At 40.5% G+C, this 23,973-nt stretch carries 22 protein-coding genes; 7 read left to right on the forward strand and 15 right to left on the reverse strand.

Annotation, left to right across the window (positions count from 1 at the left end; translation table 11 throughout):
* The first annotated feature begins 68 nt into the window (after window positions 1-68).
* From WDC_RS09330 to WDC_RS00275, 5 genes are all read left to right on the forward strand, one after another.
* Window positions 69-863 carry a chloride channel protein gene (locus WDC_RS09330; RefSeq protein ID WP_082040871.1) on the forward strand — a complete coding sequence of 265 codons (795 nt, stop codon included), beginning with the start codon at window positions 69-71 and terminating at the stop codon, window positions 861-863.
* Window positions 864-1,115: 252 nt separating this feature from the next.
* Window positions 1,116-2,045 carry a nucleoside hydrolase gene (locus WDC_RS00260; RefSeq protein ID WP_044009803.1) on the forward strand — a complete coding sequence of 310 codons (930 nt, stop codon included), beginning with the start codon at window positions 1,116-1,118 and terminating at the stop codon, window positions 2,043-2,045.
* Between the two features lie 19 nt (window positions 2,046-2,064).
* The gene (gene dcuC / locus WDC_RS00265; protein ID WP_044009804.1) at window positions 2,065-3,471 is read left to right on the forward strand and encodes a C4-dicarboxylate transporter DcuC; all 1,407 of its coding nucleotides are present in this window, start codon (window positions 2,065-2,067) and stop codon (window positions 3,469-3,471) included.
* 21 nt (window positions 3,472-3,492) lie between these two features.
* Window positions 3,493-3,984 carry a GNAT family N-acetyltransferase gene (locus WDC_RS00270; RefSeq protein ID WP_044009805.1) on the forward strand — a complete coding sequence of 164 codons (492 nt, stop codon included), beginning with the start codon at window positions 3,493-3,495 and terminating at the stop codon, window positions 3,982-3,984.
* 30 nt (window positions 3,985-4,014) lie between these two features.
* Window positions 4,015-4,731, forward strand: coding sequence for a GntR family transcriptional regulator (locus WDC_RS00275; RefSeq protein WP_044009806.1), 717 nt, complete (start codon window positions 4,015-4,017; stop codon window positions 4,729-4,731).
* 73 nt (window positions 4,732-4,804) lie between these two features.
* Here the strand turns inward: WDC_RS00275 and WDC_RS00280 are convergent, their stop codons facing one another.
* Entirely contained in the window at window positions 4,805-7,114 is a 2,310-nt protein-coding gene (locus WDC_RS00280; RefSeq protein ID WP_044009807.1) for a glycoside hydrolase family 31 protein, read from the reverse strand.
* 19 nt (window positions 7,115-7,133) lie between these two features.
* On the reverse strand, window positions 7,134-8,522 hold the full coding sequence (locus WDC_RS00285; protein WP_044009808.1) for an SLC45 family MFS transporter: 1,389 nt from the start codon (window positions 8,520-8,522) through the stop codon (window positions 7,134-7,136).
* 274 nt (window positions 8,523-8,796) lie between these two features.
* Between WDC_RS00285 and WDC_RS00290 the strand changes: the two genes are divergently transcribed.
* Window positions 8,797-9,738, forward strand: coding sequence for a LacI family DNA-binding transcriptional regulator (locus WDC_RS00290; protein ID WP_263640384.1), 942 nt, complete (start codon window positions 8,797-8,799; stop codon window positions 9,736-9,738).
* Between the two features lie 91 nt (window positions 9,739-9,829).
* Here the strand turns inward: WDC_RS00290 and WDC_RS00295 are convergent, their stop codons facing one another.
* From WDC_RS00295 to WDC_RS00310, 4 genes are all read right to left on the reverse strand, one after another.
* Window positions 9,830-10,534: a dihydrofolate reductase family protein gene (locus WDC_RS00295; RefSeq protein WP_044009809.1), complete on the reverse strand. Its 705-nt coding sequence runs from the start codon at window positions 10,532-10,534 to the stop codon at window positions 9,830-9,832.
* Window positions 10,535-10,758: 224 nt separating this feature from the next.
* On the reverse strand, window positions 10,759-11,718 hold the full coding sequence (locus WDC_RS09335) for a DUF4767 domain-containing protein (RefSeq protein WP_052497753.1): 960 nt from the start codon (window positions 11,716-11,718) through the stop codon (window positions 10,759-10,761).
* A gap of 816 nt (window positions 11,719-12,534) precedes the next feature.
* A complete protein-coding gene (locus WDC_RS00305) occupies window positions 12,535-13,221 on the reverse strand; it encodes a 2,3-diphosphoglycerate-dependent phosphoglycerate mutase (protein ID WP_044009810.1) in 687 nt (228 codons plus the stop codon).
* Window positions 13,222-13,297: 76 nt separating this feature from the next.
* Window positions 13,298-14,359, reverse strand: coding sequence for an AI-2E family transporter (locus WDC_RS00310; RefSeq protein ID WP_044009811.1), 1,062 nt, complete (start codon window positions 14,357-14,359; stop codon window positions 13,298-13,300).
* 142 nt (window positions 14,360-14,501) lie between these two features.
* Between WDC_RS00310 and WDC_RS00315 the strand changes: the two genes are divergently transcribed.
* On the forward strand, window positions 14,502-15,683 hold the full coding sequence (locus WDC_RS00315) for an SAM-dependent methyltransferase (RefSeq protein ID WP_044009812.1): 1,182 nt from the start codon (window positions 14,502-14,504) through the stop codon (window positions 15,681-15,683).
* Window positions 15,684-15,760: 77 nt separating this feature from the next.
* Here WDC_RS00315 and WDC_RS00320 read toward each other — a convergent pair whose 3' ends face one another.
* From WDC_RS00320 to tagD, 9 genes are all read right to left on the reverse strand, one after another.
* On the reverse strand, window positions 15,761-16,090 hold the full coding sequence (locus WDC_RS00320; protein WP_225349599.1) for an AzlD domain-containing protein: 330 nt from the start codon (window positions 16,088-16,090) through the stop codon (window positions 15,761-15,763).
* Between the two features lie 65 nt (window positions 16,091-16,155).
* Window positions 16,156-16,977 carry an AzlC family ABC transporter permease gene (locus WDC_RS00325; protein ID WP_044009814.1) on the reverse strand — a complete coding sequence of 274 codons (822 nt, stop codon included), beginning with the start codon at window positions 16,975-16,977 and terminating at the stop codon, window positions 16,156-16,158.
* Between the two features lie 95 nt (window positions 16,978-17,072).
* A complete protein-coding gene (locus WDC_RS00330; RefSeq protein ID WP_044009866.1) occupies window positions 17,073-17,564 on the reverse strand; it encodes a GNAT family N-acetyltransferase in 492 nt (163 codons plus the stop codon).
* A gap of 24 nt (window positions 17,565-17,588) precedes the next feature.
* Complete coding sequence (locus WDC_RS00335; protein ID WP_044009815.1) at window positions 17,589-18,854, reverse strand: D-alanyl-D-alanine carboxypeptidase family protein; 1,266 nt, start codon at window positions 18,852-18,854, stop codon at window positions 17,589-17,591.
* Entirely contained in the window at window positions 18,851-19,996 is a 1,146-nt protein-coding gene (locus WDC_RS00340; protein ID WP_044009816.1) for a sensor histidine kinase, read from the reverse strand. The genes WDC_RS00335 and WDC_RS00340 overlap by 4 nt, the downstream gene beginning before the upstream one ends.
* Before the next feature lie 814 nt (window positions 19,997-20,810).
* Window positions 20,811-21,500: a response regulator transcription factor gene (locus tag WDC_RS00345; protein WP_044009817.1), complete on the reverse strand. Its 690-nt coding sequence runs from the start codon at window positions 21,498-21,500 to the stop codon at window positions 20,811-20,813.
* Window positions 21,501-21,681: 181 nt separating this feature from the next.
* A complete protein-coding gene (locus tag WDC_RS09700) occupies window positions 21,682-22,287 on the reverse strand; it encodes a hypothetical protein (RefSeq protein ID WP_052497755.1) in 606 nt (201 codons plus the stop codon).
* A 242-nt stretch (window positions 22,288-22,529) separates the two neighbouring features.
* Window positions 22,530-23,504, reverse strand: coding sequence for a dTDP-glucose 4,6-dehydratase (rfbB, locus tag WDC_RS00355; RefSeq protein ID WP_044009818.1), 975 nt, complete (start codon window positions 23,502-23,504; stop codon window positions 22,530-22,532).
* Window positions 23,505-23,539: 35 nt separating this feature from the next.
* Entirely contained in the window at window positions 23,540-23,929 is a 390-nt protein-coding gene (tagD, locus tag WDC_RS00360; RefSeq protein ID WP_044009819.1) for a glycerol-3-phosphate cytidylyltransferase, read from the reverse strand.
* Window positions 23,930-23,973: the final 44 nt, after the last annotated feature.

Here is a 23,973-nt window from a genome sequence, read left to right on the forward strand (position 1 = left end):
ATTGGGTGTGGTTGAATGACAAGCTGCGATATCTCACAGTTAACTTTAACGTGTTTATGCAATAATCATTGTTAAAGCGAGTCATTATTTTATTGACACCGCACCACTACTTACAACCTCGCACAAACGAACACCACCAACTAATCAGCAAGCCGCTGACAATCACTTATCTAGCCAATGGCATTCTGTGGTTGGCAATCGTTTTTATCGTGTTTCATGAACCATCCTTGATTATTCGCCTGGGCACCTCCTACTGGCACTTTCAGGCATTAAACTGGTTCATTCCACTCCTAATTGGTAGCTATTTGCTGGGCCATATTTATCTGAAAATGATGATTCAACTGCGGCACGTGATTCAGGGACGTTTGTTTCACGAATTCAGTCTCGTTATTTTTGGCGGCCTGATGATTTACCTCGTCAGTTTATGGGCTCCCGATCTATTGTTTTCTGGCCAACACAATTTCCATTTATTCACTGCCGCCTGGCAACACCAATCCTTTTGGTATTTAGCGATAATGTCGTTTGGCAAACTAATCTTATTAACCATTTGCCTGAATACCGGCTGGATTGGTGGCGATATCTTTCCTGTGTTATTTGCATCCACGGCGCAGGGCTTGGCCATCAGCAATCTCATCCCCGGACTGGATCATTTATACGTCGCTGTTGTCGTTGCAACTGGTCTTAGCTCGGCCATTTTGGAAGCACCGCTGCTGGTTGGTTGTTTGATGGGCATTATGTTTGCCCCCGTCAATTTGATTGCGGTAGTAGCAGTTGCGACCATTATGTTAATGGAAGTTCGCGCCGTTGAAAAACGGCATACCACTTATATTCCGACTGTGTTCGATCAAATGGAACAGCAATAACTTTCGATTAATAAAAACGAGATTTGAAAAAATTCAAATCTCGTTTTTATTATAAAGATTTCAAAAAAACACGTAAAGCATAGCTATACAAGCAACTATAGTTCATTAAATTTCAATTTTAATTAGATTCAATTTATAAGATAAAAAAACAACGTTGTATTTTATTTAAATACATAGTTGTTTTATTTAATACAACGTTGTATACTATATTTTGTAATGAAAACGCTTTATTTAAAGGAGAGATATATTCATATGAATGCAGTAAGTAAAAGACCAGTAATTATTAGTACAGATCCAGGTATAGATGATGCGGTTGCTATAGCAATAGCCACTTCAAGTGAGAAATTAGATGTGAAGCTTATTTGTCCAATTGCTGGAAATGTTAGCTTGGAAAAAACGACATTGAATACACAGAAAATTTTAACTTTTTTTGGTAAGTCTATTCCGATTGTCCCAGGAAGTGTAAAACCATTGCTTCGGCCTTTGCACGATGCCAGCGGTGTACACGGCAAAACGGGTATGGATGGATATCCATTTCCTGAACCAAGCTTATTTCCCGAGAACAACATTACAGCAGCTCAATCCATGCATAAAGTCGTAACCGAAAGCAATGAAAAAACAACAATTATTGGAATCGGGCCACTGACCGACATTGCTCTGTTCATTCATCAATATCCCAATGATCTTGATAAAATAGAAAATTTGGTCTTGATGGGAGGAAGCCTAGGACGCGGAAATTTTGGAGTATTATCAGAATTCAATTTTGGTAATGACCCAGAAGCTGCAAAAATGGTTTTCCAAAGTGGCTTAAAGATTAAAGTTGCTCCCATGGAGGTTGGCCGACAAGCAAAAATCATGCCAACAACTTCTGAGAAAATTAAATCCTTCGGTAAAGTTGGTGATATGTTTTACCAGTTATTCTCTAAATATCGAGGTGGCAGTTTCAAAATTGGATTAAACATGTATGATGCTTTAGCTGTTGCTTTAATTTTGGCACCAGAAATATTTGATATAACTGACACACACATTTCAATTGAAACTCAAGGTACATTAACTTCTGGCGCTTCATTAATTGATTTAAAAGGGTACCTGAATCAAGCTGATAATGCAAAAGTCGCAATCAGCGTCGATACAAAAGCTTTCGAAGCCTGGTTTGTAGATGCAATTAAAAAGACAATTTAATAACTGGAGGATTTAGAAAATGAATGCAATATTAATTTCATTAATTGGCTTATTGGCAGTAGGGATACTTGTTTATATGCTTTTAAAAAAGAACGATATCAAAATGACTCTTTTATCACTTGGAATTGTGCTTATGTACATTGCAATTATTATGGGTCAAAAAGTTACTGTAACTATTCCTACTGGCGCTTCATGGCTTAATCCATTTCAAGCACTAGTGGATCAATTTTCTAGTACATTAGTAGGTCCAGGATTTGTTATTCTTATACTTGGTGGCTACAGTGCATATATGAATCACATTGGCGCTAATAAAGTTACTGTTCATGCCTTAACGAAGCCCATACTAAAAATCAAATCTGTGTATATATTAATTCCTATCGTGTTCTTAATAGGTAACTTATTATCCCTCGTTATTCCTAGTGCATCAAATCTAGCTATTATTTTATTAGCAACTCTTTACCCAGTATTGCGTTCTGCAAATATGTCTAGATTAAGCGCAGCTGCAGTTATTGCTACATCCGCAACAATCATTCCAACACCATTAGGCTCAGACAACGTTGCTATTGCTGCACAATTACACCTGTCAGTCACCGACTATGTGTTTAGATATCATGCAATCGTGTCAATTCCAACCCTACTTGCAATTGCAATCATCCACTACTTTTGGCAAAAACATGAAGATAAACGACAAAATAAAGATATCTCATATGAAGAAGAAGTTAGAAACCAGAAAAATACCGAAAATGAAACTGATGATAGTTATGGCAATCATACCGGATTTTCCGGATTTATTTATGGGCTACTTCCGTTACTGCCAATTGTCTTATTACTCTTAGTTTTCTTTATTAATATATTCGCTCATACTAGTTTAAATCTTAGTGTACAAATGGTTACGTTAATTAGTTTTATAATCGCTGTTATCGTGGAATATGTTTCTAAAAAGAATTTACAAAAAGTTCTCAAAGAAACCAGCACCTTTTTTGATGGCATGGGTAATGTAATGAGCATTGTTGCATTACTAGTTTCCGCCCAAGTATTTGTGCAAGGATTAACTTCTATTGGCATTATCGAGTTAGTTCAAAATGCAATGCAAAATATGAATAGTTCAGGCGTAGTATTACCAATAATCATGGTTGTATTTACGGCAGTTATTGTTTTACTCAGTGGCAGCGGCACTGCTCTTTTGTTTGCAATGATTCCACTAATTATTCCATTAGCAAAAGCCGCAGGAATTACACCAGAGGCCTTATCAGTTCCAATGCAGCTATCTGGAAACCTATTACGAGCAGTGTCTCCCGTTGCTGCTGTTATATTGATAGTTGCCGGAACAACAAAATTATCACCAGTTCAAATCGTTAAAAGAACTTCTGTACCAATGGTTTTTGGTGTGATAATGATGCTCGTAATGTCATTATTAATCTTCTAAAAAAGAGTAAAAACAATTAATATGAAAATTCAAAAAAGATCTGCTACTCCTTCTGATTTGCTAGCATTACATCAGTTGATGGTTGATGCGAAAAAACAAATGATTGCTAACGGTGTAAATCAATGGACAAATGGTTATCCTAATAGCTCAATTATTTATCAGGACATTATTGATAGAAATGTATTAATTTATGGAGAAAATTTTGACTCTGCTGTGACAGTGACACAAACAAAAGATTCCTGGATTTTCCACAGACTAATGGTCAATTCTGCTTCAGCAGGTAAAGGTTTTGCCACTAATATCTTAAAGGATCTAATTAACGAAGGATCTAACAAAGGTGTCACGAAGTTTTATATTGAAACCCATAACACCAACTTTGCAATGTTGCACGTATTAACTAAATTAAAATTTATTTCCACACAGCGCTTCATAAAATCGGATCGCTCGAATTTAGGCTATTTTATCGAATTTGTTCATTTGACCAATTCGCCATTGAAGAGTAATCTAAATTGAGATTTTATTATAAGAATGTGAGGAACAGTAATGCACCGCGCCCCTAGATATGTACAAGTATACAATCAACTATTATCAATGATAAAAAATGGTAGTTTTGCGCCTGGTGCAAAGTTACCGTCAGAAGAATCAATGAGTAACGATTTCAATGTGAGTCGAGTAACACTGAGGACAGCTTTATCCTTACTTAAAGAAGATAATGTTATTAAGAGCATTCATGGACAAGGCCACTATGTTACTGAAAAACAGGAGTCGAACTCTGGTGGAATCGAATTAATTGAAAATCCATTGAGGGGTTCTGTATCATTAAAATTAGATTCATGTGAGGCTTATTTTCACAAAAATACTGCGAGCACATTTACTGATAAATTATTTTCGGTAAAAGATAGCAAGTATCTAACATTAAATCTTTGGTATAAGAACAAATTAAAAAATGTAGCAAATGAACTATCTATCATTCTTCCTGAAACTATTGAAAAATTTGGAATAGATATTGAGGACCCTACAAATTTGGTACAATTATTAGAAAAAGATATTTATTCCTTTACTGCCAGTTCTGAGGTTACTATTGTGTTATCAGAACGACCTGTAGAAACTTTCAAAAGAAAATTTATTGATAGCGGCCCTTTAATGTTGCTAACAGAAGATCTTTTTGCTTCCAATGGAGACCGAATAATTCAAAACAAATTTTATATACCCGCAAAATATTTCAGAGCTACTTTGCGAAGATATTCAAATCACATGTAAACGTTCCAAAATAATCTAATCAAGAACCCACAACAAAGGACTCCGGCAAATCGCTGAAGTCCTTTATTCAATCCTATTCTAATGTATATTTTTTACTTTGTTCCTGATACTTAAACGTCAATTCCTTACCAGTCAATTCAAGTTCAATCGTCTTGTAAACCGGTGCAAAACCGTTGTTCGTCAACGTAACACTTGCATCACCATTTTCAGCAACCGTCACGGTATAAAGATTATACTCGCCATCCTCATACTTGAAGTCCACACCGTCATCTTGATAGTGGTCATAACTGCCGCTATCACCGAACAACCTAAACTTCATCGTGTCGTCAGGTTCTTCACTCATGTGTTCCACAAACTTGCCCCATGGCAAAATAGTGTTCATCTTGACGAATACTGGTAACTTATCAATTGGTGCGTCCACAATAATGTTGTTACAACCACCATATTGAACCCCACTCCATAAATCGATCCAATCACCTGCAGGCAAATAGACTGAACGAGCAGTTTGACCCTGTTGCACAATTGGTGCTACCAAAATCTGATCACCAACCATGTATTCATCGTTTAGATTACGGACGTTTTCGTCATCATCGTAATTCAACACGAGTGGGCGCATTACTGGCAGCCCATCGCGAGTGCCCGCAGCAAAGCAGTCATACAAATATGGAATAAAGTGATATCGCAAATGCAGATACTTACGATAAATAGACAAAACTTTGTCACCAAAGACCCATGGTTCCTGGTCGCGAACTTGCAAGGCACTGTGGTTTCGCAGTAGTGGGCTAAAGATTGACGCCTCAATCCAACGAGTTAACAGTTCTGGGGTCGTATCGGCACTGAAACCACCGATATCAGTTCCAGCAAAACCAAAACCACTCATCCCCAAGTTACTGATTTGAGGGATCATCATTTGCAGGTGTGGCCAAATGCTTTGGTTATCACCAGTCCAAATGGTGGAATATTTTTGCGTTCCGGCAAAGGCTGCACGGGTGATCACGTATGGCCGTTTGCCCGTAGCCGTTTTAATTCCGTTATAGGTAGCACGAGCCATATTATGACCGTAAACATTGTTCAGTTGTTTCAGGGTTGATGGATGGTCTTCGTCAGTCATCACAACATCTTCAGGCATGTCACCGTCAAATGTTGCTGGCTCATTCATATCAATCCAAATACCAGCAGCGCCACTGTCTAGTAGGAATTTGCAATGCTTGCCCCACCAGTCACGAACCGCCGGATTACCAAAGTCTGGGAAGGCTGATTGACCTGGCCAAACGCGATTAATGTAGACACTGCCATCCTTGTTCTTAGCAAAGTAGCCTTTAGCAACTCCTTCTTTGTAGATATCATAGTCTTCATCTTGTTTAACCCCGGGGTCCAAAATTGGGATGACATGGACACCTTTGCTCTTCAATTTACTCAAAAATTCCTGTGGGTGCTTAAACTTATTATTATCCCAGGTGAACACGCGGTAGCCATCCATGTAGTCAATATCAAAATGAATCGCCTCAAGTGGCAAATGGTACTCCGCAAACTTGTCCACAATCTCTTCCACGCGGTCTTGACTCATACTGTAACCCCAACGTGACTGCTGGTAACCAAGCATCCATTTTTGTGGTAATGGTACCCGGCCGGTTAGGTAAGTATAGTTGGAAATAACAGCCTTGAGACTGTTGCCACCTAAGATATAGTAATTTAGATTGCCATCCACGGCTGAGTAGAAGTAATAGTGCTGGCTTTCCTTCCCCATGTCAAAATGACTGCGATAAGTATTGTCAAAGAATAAGCCATAAGGACGACCGTTCTTCAAACCAAACATAACCGGAATCGATTTATAAAGATGGGTAAATGTTTCAATATGTGGCCGGGGCTCGTCAAAGTTCCAGTTATCATACTCATAACCACGCTTGTTTAGATAGCCAGTCTTATCGCCCAACCCATAAATTTGCTCGTCATCTGCTAGCTGCTTCACAACTTCATAATACGTGTCATCCTGATGACTGAGGGTTGAAACTTCATGCCCTTCAGAGCGAACGATCTTTTTGTGAGCTTCATCGATGTGCTTATCAATCGTCTGGCGTTCGCCCTTGTAGTCAAGTACTAACGGGTTCTTGTCTGCATCGTAAACATTTAACGTCAAGTCCGCATAAACATCTAAGGTTAGTTCACTGGTTGTCACTTCGACATAGTCGTCAGTGGGCGTTACCTGATAATCAACTTTGACTTGTTTGTTGCCTTCAATGGCGTACGAATTTTGACTGTTGCCATGGTCCTGGAACACTTGCACAATCGCAGGTGTCACAACGGTTAATCTTAGATTCTTAGTGCCGTCATGAAAAGTGACTTGCTGGTCTTGATTTTCAAATTTAATTGACTGTTTAGCCATAATCTAATTTCTCCTTTGTTTATTTAACTGTTTCACTTTTTGTCTTGGAATCCGACTTAATGATACCCATTAATGCAGCCCCAGTTAACCACGAAACACCACCAATGGCGATCATAGCTGGCATTGAGTTCCCAACTAATGGGAAAATGGCGAAACTGCTGACCGAAGCCACGATTTGTGGTAAACAAATGAAGACGTTGAACAAACCAATGTAGGCACCATCATTTTCACCATCAGTTGATGTAGTGAAAATCGCAAATGGTTCCGTGTGCATGGTTAAGAAACAAATTCCGATTAAGATAAAGGCTAAAATCAGGACATACTGATTATGAGTGAATGCCACCCAAATCATCCCTAAACCACCACTAGCTAAACCAATACGATACCAGAATTTACGCTTGAACTGACTTGTCCGTGATAAGACCAAGAAACCGTAAACAATTCCGACAATTGACTGCACGAAGGTTAAGATTCCGTACCAGTTACCGGCAGCTTGAAAACCACTAGAAGTTGAGTTTGCAGTATTCCAAACGTTTTGTGCAATCGCACCAGTGGTGTATGTCCACAGATATTGAATGCCAAAGTAAGCGAAGAACTGAATCACAGCGACTTCCCAGAACGTGCTGGGCGCTTCTTTAATCAATGTCCAGTAAGACTTTTTCACTTTTTTCTCTTTGTAATCAAAGTTATGATACAACGCATAAGTTTCTGGGTCGTATTCTTTAACTGACACAATCGTATAGATTGAGATTAGTAACAAAATAACAGCAGCAATGTAAAATGACAGCCGCACTGAAAATGGCACCACGCCACGCTTATCGACGTTAGAAACACCAATCCATGTTAGTAAGAATGGGCAGACACTAGCGAGAACACCACCCAAGTTACTAAATGATTGTTGCCACGACCACGCTTTATCCTTTTGACCTTCATTAACCATATCGCCAATAATCATACGGAATGGTTGCATACAAGCGTTGTTTGATAGATCCATTAAAATAATTGCAATTGAGCCAAAAATAAGTGCACCTAGTGAAGCATAGCCAAATCCCAGTGAGCCAGCATTCGGTAGTAAAACCATGATGATTGCAGCTAACGGTGCTGCAACCATCAGTAATGGCATCCGGCGACCGAATCTAGGTGACCAAAATCCATCAGAGAACTTACCAAGCAAAGGTTGAATAATCATGCCAATCAATGGTGGGAAAATGAAGAAGAAGCCTAATTTGTTTGGATCAGCTCCTAAAGTTTGAAAAATCCGACTCATTTGTGAGGTTTGCAAAGAAAATGCAATATTAACCCCGCAGAACCCGAATGTAATGGCGAACATTGTTTTCATACTAATATTTGGTAATGAATGACGCTTCTTCTCTGTTGGTGCCGCCACCGTATCATGTGTATCTTCCATCAGGAACATCTCCTTAAATTCTTCTGTAAACGTTTACAGAAGACATTGTAGATCATTCTGTAAACGTTTACAATAGATAATGATTAAAAGTTTCAGTTTATTGACCTGATCATCAGCTGCACACGAATCTCACTTTCTGTAGTAAAATAAATAACATGCAAGAGATTCACACCGTTTTTTGCAGGGCCCACATACTTTCAAGATAGAAGAGAAAAATAATGGAACACGAAGTTCGCATAACAATTAAAGACATTGCCAAAAAACTAACCTATCAATTGCAACCGTGTCTCGTGTGCTGTCAAATACCGGTGAACACAATAGTGCCACTGAAAAAAAAGTGCGCGAAGCTGCTGCTCAGATGGGCTATATTAAAAATACGGCGGCCGCAGAGTTAGTTCAACAAACGAGTCACATCATTGCGGTGATCGTGTCAAACACTAAGTCTAACTTCAGTGATAGCATTATTTCCGCCATTGAAGATAAAGCGGTGAAAAGTAACCTGGATGTTTTTGTGCTGCACGCAGATCACGAGGACACCGACTCACAGGTGCGGGCAATTAAAACCGTCAGTGAGCGCGCCGTTAAGGGAATTATTCTAGTCTCATTGGAATTAGACGATAGCGTGTTACAACTACTGACGGAGGCCAACATCCCTTGTGTTTGCTTGTCGACCGACGTGAAAAACACCCTATTTCCGTTTGTGACTTCCGATAATTTTAAAATGGGTTATGACGCCACCAACTTTTTAATCGCCCAGGGGCACCAAAAAATCGGTTTCGCTGGTATCCCGGCGAAAGGGGCAGTCACTAAGCGGACAAAAGGCTACGTAAAATGTATGCAAGATCACGGACTAATCGTGCAACCAGATTGGATTCAGTACGGTGATTTCACCTATGATGACGGTATTGTTGCGATGACCAATTACATGCACCAATCAACCATTGATGCGGTCGTGTGCGCCAGTGATTTGGTGGGTGTTGGCTTGATGAACACCGCGATTAAAGCTGGGATCCAAGTCCCAGCAGATTTGAGTATCATCAGCATTGACGGAACCAGCCTGGTCGATATGGTGCGACCGCGGCTCACTAGTGTCACGCAGCAATTTTACGAAATGGGTCAGGAAGGCATCAACTTTTTATTGGGCGAACAACGATTTAAATCAAAGTATTTGCCGTTTAAAATTGTGGAACGTGATTCGACGAAATCTGTTGATTAAATTGTTTACTCTAAAGTTAGTACGAAAATAATGTTCGGAAAATACAAGAGGCTGCAGCAAAAATATAGTTTTTGCTGCAGCCTCTTGTATTTTAATTCGTCCTATCTTTGGCAAAAATCAGGTGCAAACCACCATCATCTAGCTGGGGCACGTTCTTGATTTTAAAACGATCGTTAACAAACGTTTTGTTGGTGTCAAACGCCGCCTTAGCAGTGGCATCCCCACTCACATATGGCGCAACGACCATTGAAATCTCATCGACCATGTGCGCTTTCAAAAACGCACCGTTAATTACAGCTCCACCAGCAAGTGAAATGGTGTCAATGCCAAAACGCTGTTTCAGTTTGGTTAGTGCCATTTCAATATCTAAATCCGCATCACCACAGATTAAGTAAGGAATCTCCATGGACCGCAAAAAGGCGAGATATTCTTTCGCTGCCTGTTTGGTCACCACTTCAATCACCCGGCTCTTTTTGCCATCATATTCAAAATAATTAGTTTCCCAGCCGGCAGTTCCATGCCGGTCAAAACTGATATCCCATAGGTTTGATTTGATGGCAGGCACCCAATCATTATAATCGATGTCAGCCACGCTATACTTGGTTAAATCTGGGTGCCCCTTGGCGGCATACATTTTGACGGTGGTTGCTCCATTAGCTCCCGCATTACTCAAGCGATACATTTGGTCATCGTAAAAATCGCTCGACACTTTGTCGCCATCTTGACCATAATATTCACCGTCAATTTTGCCATCAATCGAAATATACATATGCACAATTACTTTTGCCCGGTCCATTATCTAATTCCTCCTTAGATATTTTATGAATGATCGATGCTACTTGATACTGTTAGTTAGCATCATACTTAGTGCTGACTGTTTGCCAAGTGTAGCTAGTCCCGTCATCTGGGCCTTAAATCCAGGTAATCGCTTGGTCGTTGGTCAAGTTTTTGGTATCAACAAAACTATCTCCGTTCGTTTCTTAACAATATTATTATCGGTTTAATTACCAGCGAAATGTACTAATTTTCATAACTCGCAACTTGCGCCTTATTAGCATCAAAGTACGTCATAATCGTTTTAATGAATTTCTTTTCAGCAGGAGTTGAATTGGTTTCTTGTGCCAACGAACTGAGTGAATATTGATCAGTTTTAGTTTCTGAACCCAGTGAAATCAATTGAACTTCATCACCGCTAATTTTGTATCGCAAGGCACTTTGACCCGTATTTGTAGAAACCACAGCCTCATTGGCATTCTTTGATTTTTCATAGATGACATTGCTCTTTGGATATTGATTAACATCAGTGCCGGTACAAAACGTTTTGCTAAATAGCATGGCCCCAACTTCTTCATAACTGTATGTCGCGCTCGTCGTTGTACTGCTAGAACTGGCGCTACTACTCTGTGATGTCGCACTGGCGCTCGCTTTTACTGTCGGTGTTTGGCCAGCTACAATTTTGTTAAAGCCACTGGTCAACGTTGTATTTTCCGTTGCGGCGAAGTGAATCTTATTATCAGTTTGGCCCTGATTTTGCATCGTTACCAGCACGATTGGTTTATTCTTGTGAAACGCAAACAGATACAAATGTTTATTATTATAATCGCTATTGGCAGCATCTGAATAAACCGCCACGACTTCATAATCTTTACTACCCTGGCCAGTGGTCGACAATTCTGTGGTAACCGCTTTGTCATTGACCGCCGTTGTGTTGTTGCTCAACTCATTTGGATAAGCCAGCCCATAAAATTTAACGTTATGCTTTGCTGTGTAATTATCATATTGCTGATCCATCGTTTTACCCCAGGCAGTCATAAACCGATGCAATTTTTTAGCTTTGTTACTATTCCAGTTGACCTGTTCCACTTTTTGACTACTGGTAGATGAAGATTTACTCATTGATTGACTAGTACTTGATTGGCCACAACCTGCTAATAACCCCACGGACAACAATGCTACTCCCAAAATTAATCGATGTTTCATCAATACTCCTCCAATATTTTTGCTGCAATATTATTTAAATCTATTCTAATATATAATACATGTATTAGTAATATTTTCAAAAAAGTTTTTTGGCTTGAAATAAATACCACATCAATCACCAAAGTTCGGGTTGACGTGGTGCTCTTTCTATTTTTATGGAGTAAACGTGTAAACCAATTCAGCTTACTGAGTGTAAGACAATAGCCAGCATCTATCACCTGGTTCTAGTTAGTGCAGTGCTCTTTCTATTTTTATAGAGTAAACGTGTAAACCAACTCAGCTTACTGAGTGTAAAACAATAGCCAGCAGCTATCACCTGGTTCTAGTTAGTGCAGTGCTCTTTCTATTTTTATAGAGTAAACGTGTAAACCAACTCAGCTTACTGAGTGTAAAACAATAGCCAGCAGCTATCACCTGGTTCTAGTTAGTGCAGTGCCCTTTCTATTTTTATAGAGTAAACGTGTAAACCAACTCAGCTTACTGAGTGTAAGACAATAGCCAGCATCATGTTTCAAAATGCGAAACATAATGCTGGCTATTGTCTTACACCACGCAAGCTAAACGAGTTTGTTTACACTCTATTTCATTCCTTAAACGTGCAAATAATCGCAAAAGTCTAGGCGTAAAATAAATAACCACATCAATCCCAAAATTCGGGATCAATGTGGTTTCCTTCCTATTCTTCTGGACTAAACGTGCAAATAATCGCAAAAGTCTAGGCGTAAAATAAATAACCACATCAATCCCAAAATTCGGGATCAATGTGGTTATTTACCTTACGCTACGACTTCTTAGCGCGATTATTTGCACTCTATTTTAATATTTTTCCTTACCCAGCACATTCAACTTATCGTCAAAGTCATACACAACTGGTTGGCCCGTGGCCATTTCTAGGTTGATGATGTCTTCGTCTGAGATTTGTTCGATGTACTTACTCAATGCGCGCAATGAATTACCATGGGCTGCAATGATGATGTTCTTGCCGTCTAATAACTTAGGAGCAATTTCATCTTCCCAAAGGGGCATAACACGTTCCAAAGTAACCTTCAAGTTTTCGCCACCAGGGATCAAACGAGGATCCAAGTTTGCGTAACGACGATCTTGTTCAGCTGATCCTTCATCATTTGCATCCAACAATGGAGGCAAGACATCGTATGAACGACGCCATGTATGAACTTGGTCAGCACCGAACTTGTCAGCAGCTTCTTTTTTGTTTTGGCCTTGCAATGCACCGTAGTGACGTTCGTTTAAACGCCATGTTTTAGTTTCTGGAACCCAAAGTTGGTCGGATTCTTCCAATGCGTAGTGCAGTGTCTTGATAGCACGAGTTAATACTGAAGTATAAGCATAGTCAAATTCGATTCCTGCTTTTTTGATTGATTCACCAGCGCCCTTAGCCTGCTTAACGCCTTCTTCGCTCAAATCAACGTCAACCCAACCAGTAAATTGGTTAGATAAGTTCCATTCACTTTGTCCGTGACGAATTAATACAAGTTTTGCCATTTTTTTGATGACCTCTTTCTTTCTTATTATCTTTTTCATTTTACTCTGAAACCAGCAAAATCTAAAGTAGTTTCTCCTAATTTCCTGTTTTTGTCTTAATTTGTCGTTTACGCAAATGTGGTCGTGGCTTAGGGATCGATTTCACCCCCAGCACATCCAGGAAGAACGTGAACACCGGCACCCCGACAATCAAGCCCCACGTGCTAAATAAGCGATCGCTCACGAGTAATACGACAAACGTGTAAAAAATCGGCAATTCCGTCCGACTCGACATGAACTTCGGGTTCAAAATATACGTTTCCAACATGTGCACAACGGCGATCATGATTAGAATATAAATCACATCACGAATGCCACCAACCGAGTAGCCGACCATACTCAATGGAATACAAGAAATAATCACCCCAGCAACCGGAATTAAACTCAAAATAAAAATCATAATTGCCAGCGCCATAATTTGTGGCAGTCCCATGAAAATTAGAATTACGGTGGTAATGGCGGTATTGCAAATCGCAATGAAGAACTGTGCCTCCAGCACAACCCCAAACGTATTCACAAATTTACGACCAAAAAAGGCAATGTCTTGAAATAACCAGCCCACTTCACTGTCTAAAAACAGGCGTGAAAATGAAGTCATCTGCTTTAGTTCAATTGTGTAAAAGAAACTCAACACAAGTGATAAAACAAAGGTAATGCCCATTGTTCCCACGCTGGTGATGTAAGTAACCGCCAGGGTGACGCCCTTACGCAACTGTTCCATAATACTGGACGTGCTGACGTAACTATTAATCCATTTGAACAATTCATTAGTATTACTATCCGGATTTTGGTAAAAATTAACCAGTGACGTTGTCATTTTAACTAACTGCTCCACTAATTTAGGCAGGTAGTTTGTGATGCCAAAGTACAATGCCGCAATCACCAGGGCATACGCCACCAGTACCACCAAGCCATTTGGGATCCGGACAAAGCGGTGAACGAATCGAACCAGGTGGACAATCAAAAAAGTGAAGATGAACGTCAGCAATACCATACTCATCATCGCCCGAGCCAACCATAAAATAAAAATAATTAAAATCAGCACACAAAAGCGCCGTAGCTTGACGTTTGCCAAGAATTTGTTCCACGCATTTACCAAATCAAACTCCTCCTCAAGTACTATCACTGGCATTATAACATGAATCGATATTCTAATCGTCAGCGTAAAACAATTGCTTTGTCGACCGGCGCAAGCGTATAATAATCTTCGTTAATTTATTATTAGAAAGGATTTTTATCGTATGCTGGAAAAAACATTTTACAAAACATTTTTAAGCAAAACCTTCAACATTCCTGTCCAAGTTAATTACTGGGACGGCACCACTGATGTGTATGGGGATGGCCAACCGAAAACGACGATAACTTTCCACGAAGCTATTCCGATTAAAGAAGTCACCAAAAACGCTTCAATCGCCCTCGGGGAAGCATATATGGATGGTAAGATCGACATTGACGGCAACATTCAAGAATTAATTGAATCTGCTTATGAGAATGCCGATAGCTTCTTCCATAACTCTAAGTTCATCAAATTTTTGCCAAAGCAAAACCACTCTGAAAAAAGTAGTGAATCCGACGTTCAGGACCATTATGACATCGGTAATGACTTTTACAAATTGTGGCTGGATGACACGCTCACATATTCATGTGCCTACTTCACTAACGGCAATCACGATGACTTAAAGCAGGCACAATTGGATAAAGTTGACCATATCCTGGAAAAACTCAATCCAGAGCCTGGTAAGACATTGCTAGATATTGGTTGTGGTTGGGGAACATTGATGCTGACAGCCGCCCAAAAATACGGTTTGAAGGTCACTGGTGTCACGTTGAGCCAGGAACAATTTGACCTCGTCCAAAAACGAATTCACGAATTAGGCCTCGAAGATGTCGCAGAAGTACGCCTGGAAGACTACCGTGAACTTGGCAAGGAACAATGGGACTATATTACTTCCGTCGGCATGTTCGAACATGTTGGTAAGGAAAATCTTGGGATTTACTTCCAAGACGTTAACCGCTATCTGAAGGCCGATGGTGTGGCTCTGATTCATGGTATCACCCGGCAACAAGGTGGCGCCTATAACGGTTGGATCAACAAATATATTTTCCCAGGTGGTTATGTGCCTGGCTTGACGGAAAATATTGGTCACATCGTGGAGTCTGGCATGCAGATTTTTGACATGGAACCACTGCGTCGTCACTACCAACGTACCCTTGAAATCTGGGATGACAACTTCAACGCTAAACGTGCCGAAGTTGAACAGATGATGGGTACTCGGTTCGCACGGATGTGGGATTTATATCTCCAAGCCTGCGCGGCATCGTTCCAATCAGGTAACATTGATGTCATTCAATTCTTAATGACAAAGGGTCCTTCTGGTCGTGTATTACCAATTACACGTGATTATATGTACGAAAATAAGTAGTATTTAAACGTAAATTAAAACCATCAATTGCTAATTTCAGCAATTGGTGGTTTTTCTTGTATATTATATTTTGCTTCCTACAAAAAAATCGTAATCACAAACACCGCTACCAACCCCGAAATTACCGACAACGCCATCGAGCGCGTTAGGTACGTGATGATAATAACGATCACGGCCGCAATAATCTGGTTCACATGGCCAAATGGCACAAAGTGATAACCAGCCGTGGTAATGAAAATCCCCTTCACGACCAGTGCCGTGAATAAACTAACCGGCACATACTTCATCCATTCGTTAAACCATTCCGGAATTTGACGCTTAGAAAAAAATAACATTGGCAGATAACGCGGAATAAAAGCGGCGATCGCTGCTAAAATTATTAAGATAAAATGATCCCAACTGTCCATCTTGTTAACCACTGTTCCAGCTAGAACCGGCATGTTCGACAAAATAATTTCCATCTCATCCTCCGCTAACTATCGGTGTTCTTATCTTCAATCGTTTTACGAGTCAAGGCAGGACCACGCACCTTACGAAATAGCCAGTGGTCACTGAGCTTGACCTTACTCTTGCGGACTTGGGCCTCAATCATAAAACCAATAAACGAGGCAGCTAAAGTTGATAGCACTAACCCGAGCGTACTCTTTGTCCAGACCATGAAGGCAACCGCCAGCACGCCGGATAATATACTAATGAGCAGTGTCAGCCGGTTACGAATCTGCATCACGATCATGTATAAGAACAGTGCTGTGAGCGCAAAGTCCACGATTTCTAAATCAATGGTCAACGCACTCCCGATCAAACTACCAATTAGGTTGGCAACCGACCAGGAAATCAGTGAATAATGTTCCACCAATAGTGCTTGCTTTGGCGTCCACGTTTTATCAGTGGCAAATTTCAAATAGTTGACGGCGTAGTTTTCATCATTCAATGACACCGAAAATAGCCAGATAAAATGTTGCGATTGCCCCTTCAAGTAGCGCGATAAACTTGAGCCTAGTAGTGCATACCGTAATTCCAAGAAAAACAGCGTGACTACTACGGAAATAATCGGAGCATTAATTGTTAACATTGATGCGATCAAAAATTGCGCACCACCAGAAAAAACGACAATGGAAACTAATAACGTCATAAAGAAATTGAAGCCTGCCGCGTGGAGTAAAATTCCACACGCTAGACCGATTGGAATATAACTGAGGCACAGTGGCATTGCAATTTTCAATACCATCAGCCAGTTTGGTTCGTCTCGTTTCAAGAACGTTCCCCCAATGAAACTATCTGCGATTAGCGTCATTTACAATTAATTCAAATTTATATTTAAACAGTGCGATATTATTCTACCATGTTTTCAGGTGAATGAATACCCACCCCGACATTCGCTGGTCATAATCAATCGAGGTGCTTACCATAGACTTCTAAATCAGCCTCGCGACCGGCTAAAAGCGCAATTTTTGGCATGTGACCCCAGTGCTCGTACCCCATTTTGGTAAATAAATGCAGACTGCCAGGATTGTGACCGAAAATCCGCGAAATAATCACCTTGAGCCCCCGCTGTTTAGCGAGTGGCTCCACTAATTTGATTGTTTGCGAACCGAGTCCTTGCTGCCGAAAATGCTCGTCAATGTAGATACTAATCTCCACGGTATCAGCGTAAGCCGCCCGGTCGCTGTACTGGGATAAACTCACCCAGCCAGCTGGTTGCTCATCTTGCATTAATAACCAAAGTGGATACTGTTCGTTATGCTGTGCAAACCACGCCTTGCGCTGAGCGACAGTCACCGGAGTTAAATCCGCCGTCACCATGTGACTAGGAATGGTTTCATTATAGGTCGCCACAATAAATGGCAGATCCTTGGCCTGCGCTGGTAATAACTTTAACATCCCCATCAATTCCCATCTCTCAAATTAAAATATAGCGCGGTACATCCGTACGAAGATATTCGCTTTGTTCATCGCAGTGTGGGCCTTAACTGGAACGTTAACCGATTTGCCAGTCAATGTCGTCACACCGTTTTTAGTCAACTGCACGGTTCCAACCGTTTGACCAGCCTTAACCGGTGCGGCTAGTTTGTGTTTCTTATCCTGCAGACTCTTCTTAATCGTCGTCGCCTGTTTCCAAGCGCTCAGTTGAGAACCTTTCGCAACCCAGACAGTCGTATCTTTAGCAACACGCACGGCAAGCTTAGTTTGTTTTCCATTTGGTACTGCCACAGTCTTTGTCTTCAAAGTTGAATTAGCTTTCAGCGTTACCGGCTTGTAATTATTTACGACTAGTCGTAGTAAATTGAAGGTTTGAACAAATCGTTGTTCAGTGGCACCGTTGGCGTGTAAAACAACCGTAATTAACCGGTGACCGCCCTTATAATTACCCGTGCCGACAAAGGAATTTCCAGCGGCATCAGAGGTTCCGGTCTTCAAGCCGTCCATCGTGACAGTTTTAGGAGCAAAACTACTTCCGGGTAGCATTTGGTTAAGGCTGTCCATCACCGTTGAAGCGGTGCTGGTAGTATGGAATGTTTCCTTTTTAATTTTAGTAATTTTCAAAATATCAGGGTCGTTTTTAACAATGTATTGGGCAATCTTAGCAATATCGCTAGCCGACATTTCATTTTCGGAGTTAGCCGCCACATTTTTGAGCTTCAAGGCACCTAAATCACTGTTCTTTAAGCCAACAGCGTTGTAAATTTTGGCATCAGTCACGCCCATTTTACGCGCCATCTTTTCCATCTTAGTATTGAAGCTGGCAGTCGTATTGCCATTAATCGTGGTCAGTGCCAACGTAGCGGCGTCAGCCGAACTAATCAACGAAGCGTGAACTAGTTGTTTGACGGTGTACGAACTGCCGGCTTTAAGTTCGACGTTCGACAGCTCAGTGTTAGTCGAAATCTTGGCCAACTTTTTACTGATTTTAACTTTACTGTTCCAGTTTAGCTTGTTGTGGTCGATTTCGTTTTTGATCACTTCAATTGTCAGTAATTTAGTAATTGACGCAACTGGTAACACCTTGTCAGCATTCTTCTCGTAAATAATTTGGCCAGTGTTGGCATCCATCACCAGTGCAGCACTGGCATCGATTTTGGTGGCGGCGTGCGCAGTTATCGCCATGCCACCGACGTTAAATACTAAGAGTGCGGCTAATACGCTAACCACCCATTTTTTGATTAATTTCATTTCTTCTCCTTTGTGACAGGTTCGCGTTGCATTGGTAATTCAACCACGAAACTGGTCTCTTTGTCGTTTGATTCGGCGTGCACGCTGCCATAGTGCAAGTCGACAATACTTTGAACAATGGCAAGCCCTAAGCCGGTACCACCGGTGGCCTTCGACCGTGATTCTTCCACGCGATAGAACCGTTCAAATAAGTGTTCTAGTGCTTTTTGCGGAATTGGTGCGCCATCGTTAGACACACGGACAATTACTTTGTCATCTTTTTGGCGGGCCTCCAATTTTATGTAAGTGGCTCCCTGCCCGTACTTCAACCCATTAGCAATCAGATTGCTGAACACACGTCCGAGTTTCTCAGCGTCCGCCTCAATCATCAGGTCTACCGGCTTAGTGTTGGATAACATCTTGATATCCTTTTTACTAGCTTCCAGCTCAAAGCTGGCTGCCAGTTGCTCTAGCATTTGGTCTAAGTTAACGTTAATGATGTTAACTGGCGCCTCGGTTTGCCGCACTTTGGTATATTCGAACAAGTCTTCAACCAATGCCTTCATCTGCTTGGCCTTTTCATAGGCCGTATGCGTGTATTTAAGCAAATCTTCACTACTATGGTACTGTTTATCCTCAATCAACCCTAAATAGCCAATAATCGACGTTAACGGCGTTCTCAGGTCATGACTGACGTTGGTAATCAGTTCATCTTTGGATTGTTCAATTTTACGTTCATCGTCCATCGACTGAATTGCACTATCCACCAACGAATTAACACTGGTCACAACGTGTTGCTGGTCGCCCTTTAGTTGAAACGGAATGCGGTGGTCGAAATGCCCCTGCGCAATGTAGTGTAGCTCGTCGATAATATGATGCATTTGGTACTGACGGTAACGGCGAATCAACCGCCAATACACAACCCAAACATCAATTAAAATCATGAAACCAACCAGCCAGCGTTGGTAGCTCCAAATTTGTTTATGAAACGGACCGATGATCAGAGACTTTTTGATAATGAAAATTCCATTTTCAAGCCCTGGGTTATTACGAATGGCTTCCTCAGCCAAAACCACAATTGATAAGTTCAACAGCAATAAGAGGATCACCGTGATGACCCCCTCAAAGAATAATGAACTTTTTTCGCGTGCTTTTAATTTCATGTGGAGCTCCCTGTTTATTAATCTGTCTAGACATCAATAATAACATTAATCCGTTAATCACTTAAACAAATAATTCAAAATAAACTATATCTCTTACTGGAGATAAATTCTAGACCATTTGTAGATTCTTAAACGAATGCAGCTACTTTTTAGGGGCGCTCATTTGAACATAGATGTTGACAGCTTCATGACACATAAGGCATCAACCACTCATCCTTCAAAAATCGAAGGATGAGTGAGTTTACTTTCTATCTTTGTTGACTAGACGTGCTCCGCATAGCAGTCACCTAGCGTATAAGCATGTAAATACAAGGTGCGTCAAAACCACGCACCTTGTATTTTCATGCTTATACCACGGTGACTATACGCTTTGCTGCGCACTCTTTTTAAACGTGCTCCGCAACCCAGCTTCCTAACGCATAAGGCATCAACCACTCATCCTTCAAAAATCGAAGGATAAGTGAGTTTACTTTCTATTTTTATAGATTAAATGTGCTCCGCAACCCAGCTTCCTAACGCATAAGGCATCAACCACTCATCCTTCAAAAATCGAAGGATAAGTGAGTTTACTTTCTATTTTTATAGATTAAACGTGCTCCGCAACCCAGCTTCCTAACGCATAAGGCATCAACCACTCATCCTTCAAAAATCGAAGGATAAGTGAGTTTACTTTCTATTTTTATAGATTAAATGTGCTCCGCAACCCAGCTTCCTAACGCATAAGGCATCAACCACTCATCCTTCAAAAATCGAAGGATAAGTGGTTGATGCCTTATGCCACGGAAGCCAAACGGGTTACTACGCACTCTTACTTTTAATGCGATTCAATCTTATACCCGACACCCCACACAGTTTCGATCACCTCTTCGCCGTTGGTTGCTTCTTCAATTTTGTCTCTTAAATGGCTCACGTGGACCATTACCGTTTTGGCTGAGACGATGCTTTCTTGTTGCCATACTCGTTCGAAAATATCGTCGGCTGAAAATACTCGGTTGGGATGGCTTGCTAGTAAGTATAGGATCCCAAATTCTAGCGCCGTTAATGAAATCGTGTCGCCGTTAATCGTTTTTACTTCGTGGGAATCCTTGTTAATCGTCAATGGTCCGATGTCTAATACATCAGGCGTATTGTTAGTAACGTCGTTTTGGCTGCGCCGTAGCAATGACTTTACCCGTGCCATTACTTCTAGTGGGTTGAATGGCTTAGTAACATAGTCATCGGCACCCGTGATTAAACCTTGAATCTTGTCCATGTCAGCTGTTTTGGCCGACAAAATCAAAATTGGAATTTGTGAATCCTTGCGAACTTGTTTAACCACTTCAATACCATCCATTTCAGGCATCATAATGTCCAGGATGATCAATGAAACGTCTGGGTTCGTGTTTAACTTGGTCAGTGCTTCCTTGCCATCAAACGCGGTTACTGGCTCGTAGCCTTCATTTTTGACGTAGATTTCTAGCAGTTGGACAATTTCTTTATCATCATCGACAATCAGAATTTTCATAGTAGATCTCCTATTCAAGACGTCTAACGAATGCGGCGCCGTTAATTTTGTCCGTTGAATTAATTCAACGTTATTGATTAACATTATATTACCAAAGAAAACAAAAAAGCCCTAATTATACTGGGCTTAATAAAATATTTATGAACGTAGCGTATGATGTGCCTTCATTTTGTGCTGGATCCTACTGTGCGTTAGCTGACTCAGATGTTGCTGTCGAGCCATTATTGACACTGCTTTCGTTGGCAACACCAGTGTTACTTGAATTGGTCGTACCAGTACTGCTGCCACTTCGGTTGCTAGAGTATGTTGGTGCACTGTAGCTTCGCCGGCTACTCGACGATGACGCAACGCTGCTGCTGGAAGACGACGATGAACTGGAACTTGATGACGAACTACTGCTACTCGATGAAGAGTTATCAGTAATCACCAAATGTTTCACCACTTTTTTACCGTTACGCGTGGCAATCAGGTCATACTCGCCTTCACCGGTAAACTGATGTTTGAACGTTTCAGTCTTTGTACCCGACTTGGCAGCGAAAGTCTTGTAGACCGTTTTTGTATAATGACCGACAACTTTCAGCTTAGTTTGTGGTGACACTTTGAAGGTTACATCAGCCTCACCATCCTCCAAAACTGGATTCTTGGGGCTGAACTTAACGCCCACTGCAGCCAATGGCTTCGGTGTGCTCGTCTTGGTGACCACTTTTTTAGTAGTTGTTGTCGGTTCAGCACTTTGCTTATGGGTAGCAGCAATAAATAGCAGTGCCAGTGCTCCCGACAAAAACAAAGAGCAGCAGCCAACTAACAATCACCCGGACAAATGCTAACTTTTCGGGACGACCAGACCGGATGTTTTTACGATAATGCATGAAAATCATTAATAAAAAGATGAATGATAAAATTGCGAGTAGTATTAAGTATAAAACCATAAGGCACCTCGAAGTAATTTAATTATAAGAATAGTTTACAACAAATGAACGGGATTATCATTATAATAATAGTTTTAATTAATTAGTTGATAACTATTTGTTACATTCTAGCCTTTAATGGTTGCCACCACTCAACATTTTCCTGATACCATTTAATGGTTTTGGCAATACCATCAGCAAAACTAACTTCAGGCCCCCAACCAAGTTCACTTTCAATTTTGGCCGGATTAATAGCATAACGCCGGTCATGTCCAGGACGATCTTGCACATATTGAATCAAATCTGGTGATAACCCAAGTTTATCAACAATTAAATGTGCAATTTCATTATTTGTTCGTTCATTACGTCCACCAATGTTATAAATTTCACCTGGTTTACCTTGATGTAAAACCAGGTCAATTGCTCGGCAGTGATCTGATACATATAACCAGTCACGAATATTTTTGCCATCACCGTAAATTGGCAACCGCTTTCCTTCGATCCCATTAGAAACCATTAAGGGAATCAACTTTTCAGGAAATTGATAAGGACCATAGTTATTAGAACAACGGGTGATATTAACATTTAGACCATAAGTTTGATGATAAGATCTCACCAGTAAGTCAGCTGAGGCCTTGCTAGCAGAATAAGGTGAGTTAGGTTGTAGTGGCGACGTTTCAGTAAAGTATCCTTCTGCCCCCAAAGTACCATACACTTCATCGGTCGACACTTGCACAAATTTAGTAATCTTTTCGTTTTTAGCAACATCTAATAACGCCAACGTTCCTTGCACGTTAGTCTCAACAAAAGTCGCAGGATCTAAAATAGATCGATCAACATGTGATTCAGCAGCAAAGTTCACGATGCAATCCACATTGAATTCACGCACTAAACGAATCACTAGGTCACGATCATTGATATTACCATGTACAAAATGGTGACGAGCATCATTTTTAATATCATCAAGGCTATGAATATTCCCAGCATAGGTTAAAACATCCAGATTCACAATTTGTATATCTGGATGATTATTTAGCATGTAATGGATGAAGTTGCTGCCAATGAACCCGGCACCACCTGTGACTAAAGTTACCATACATCCTCCAATCTATGAGAATATTCTGTTTAAAATTACCTATCTTTTAAATCACTCTTTATTTGGCTTGTAGATATCCCACCAGTTCTTGGTAAATAAACAACCTGACAGTAATCTTTCAAAAAATCAAACTTGCCTTTCCAATCGTCACCCATAACAAAAACATCTATTCCATATTTTTTGACATCATCAATTTTTTGTTCCCAATCACACTCTGGAATTACTTCATCAACATATTTAATCGATTTAAGAATATATTTTCTATCTTCATAAGAGGTATATGCTTTCTTCCCTTTTACTGCATTAAATTCATCCGTGGATAAAGCCACGATCAGATTATCGCCAAAGCTTGCAGCACGTTCTAACAATCTTATATGACCCTTATGTAATAAATCGAAAGTTCCGTAAGTTATTACTTTTTTCATTTTTAGTTTTTCTCCATTCATATTAATTATATTAAAATACTTTT

It is taken from the genome of Paucilactobacillus wasatchensis, assembly GCF_000876205.1.
GTDB lineage: Bacteria > Bacillota > Bacilli > Lactobacillales > Lactobacillaceae > Paucilactobacillus > Paucilactobacillus wasatchensis.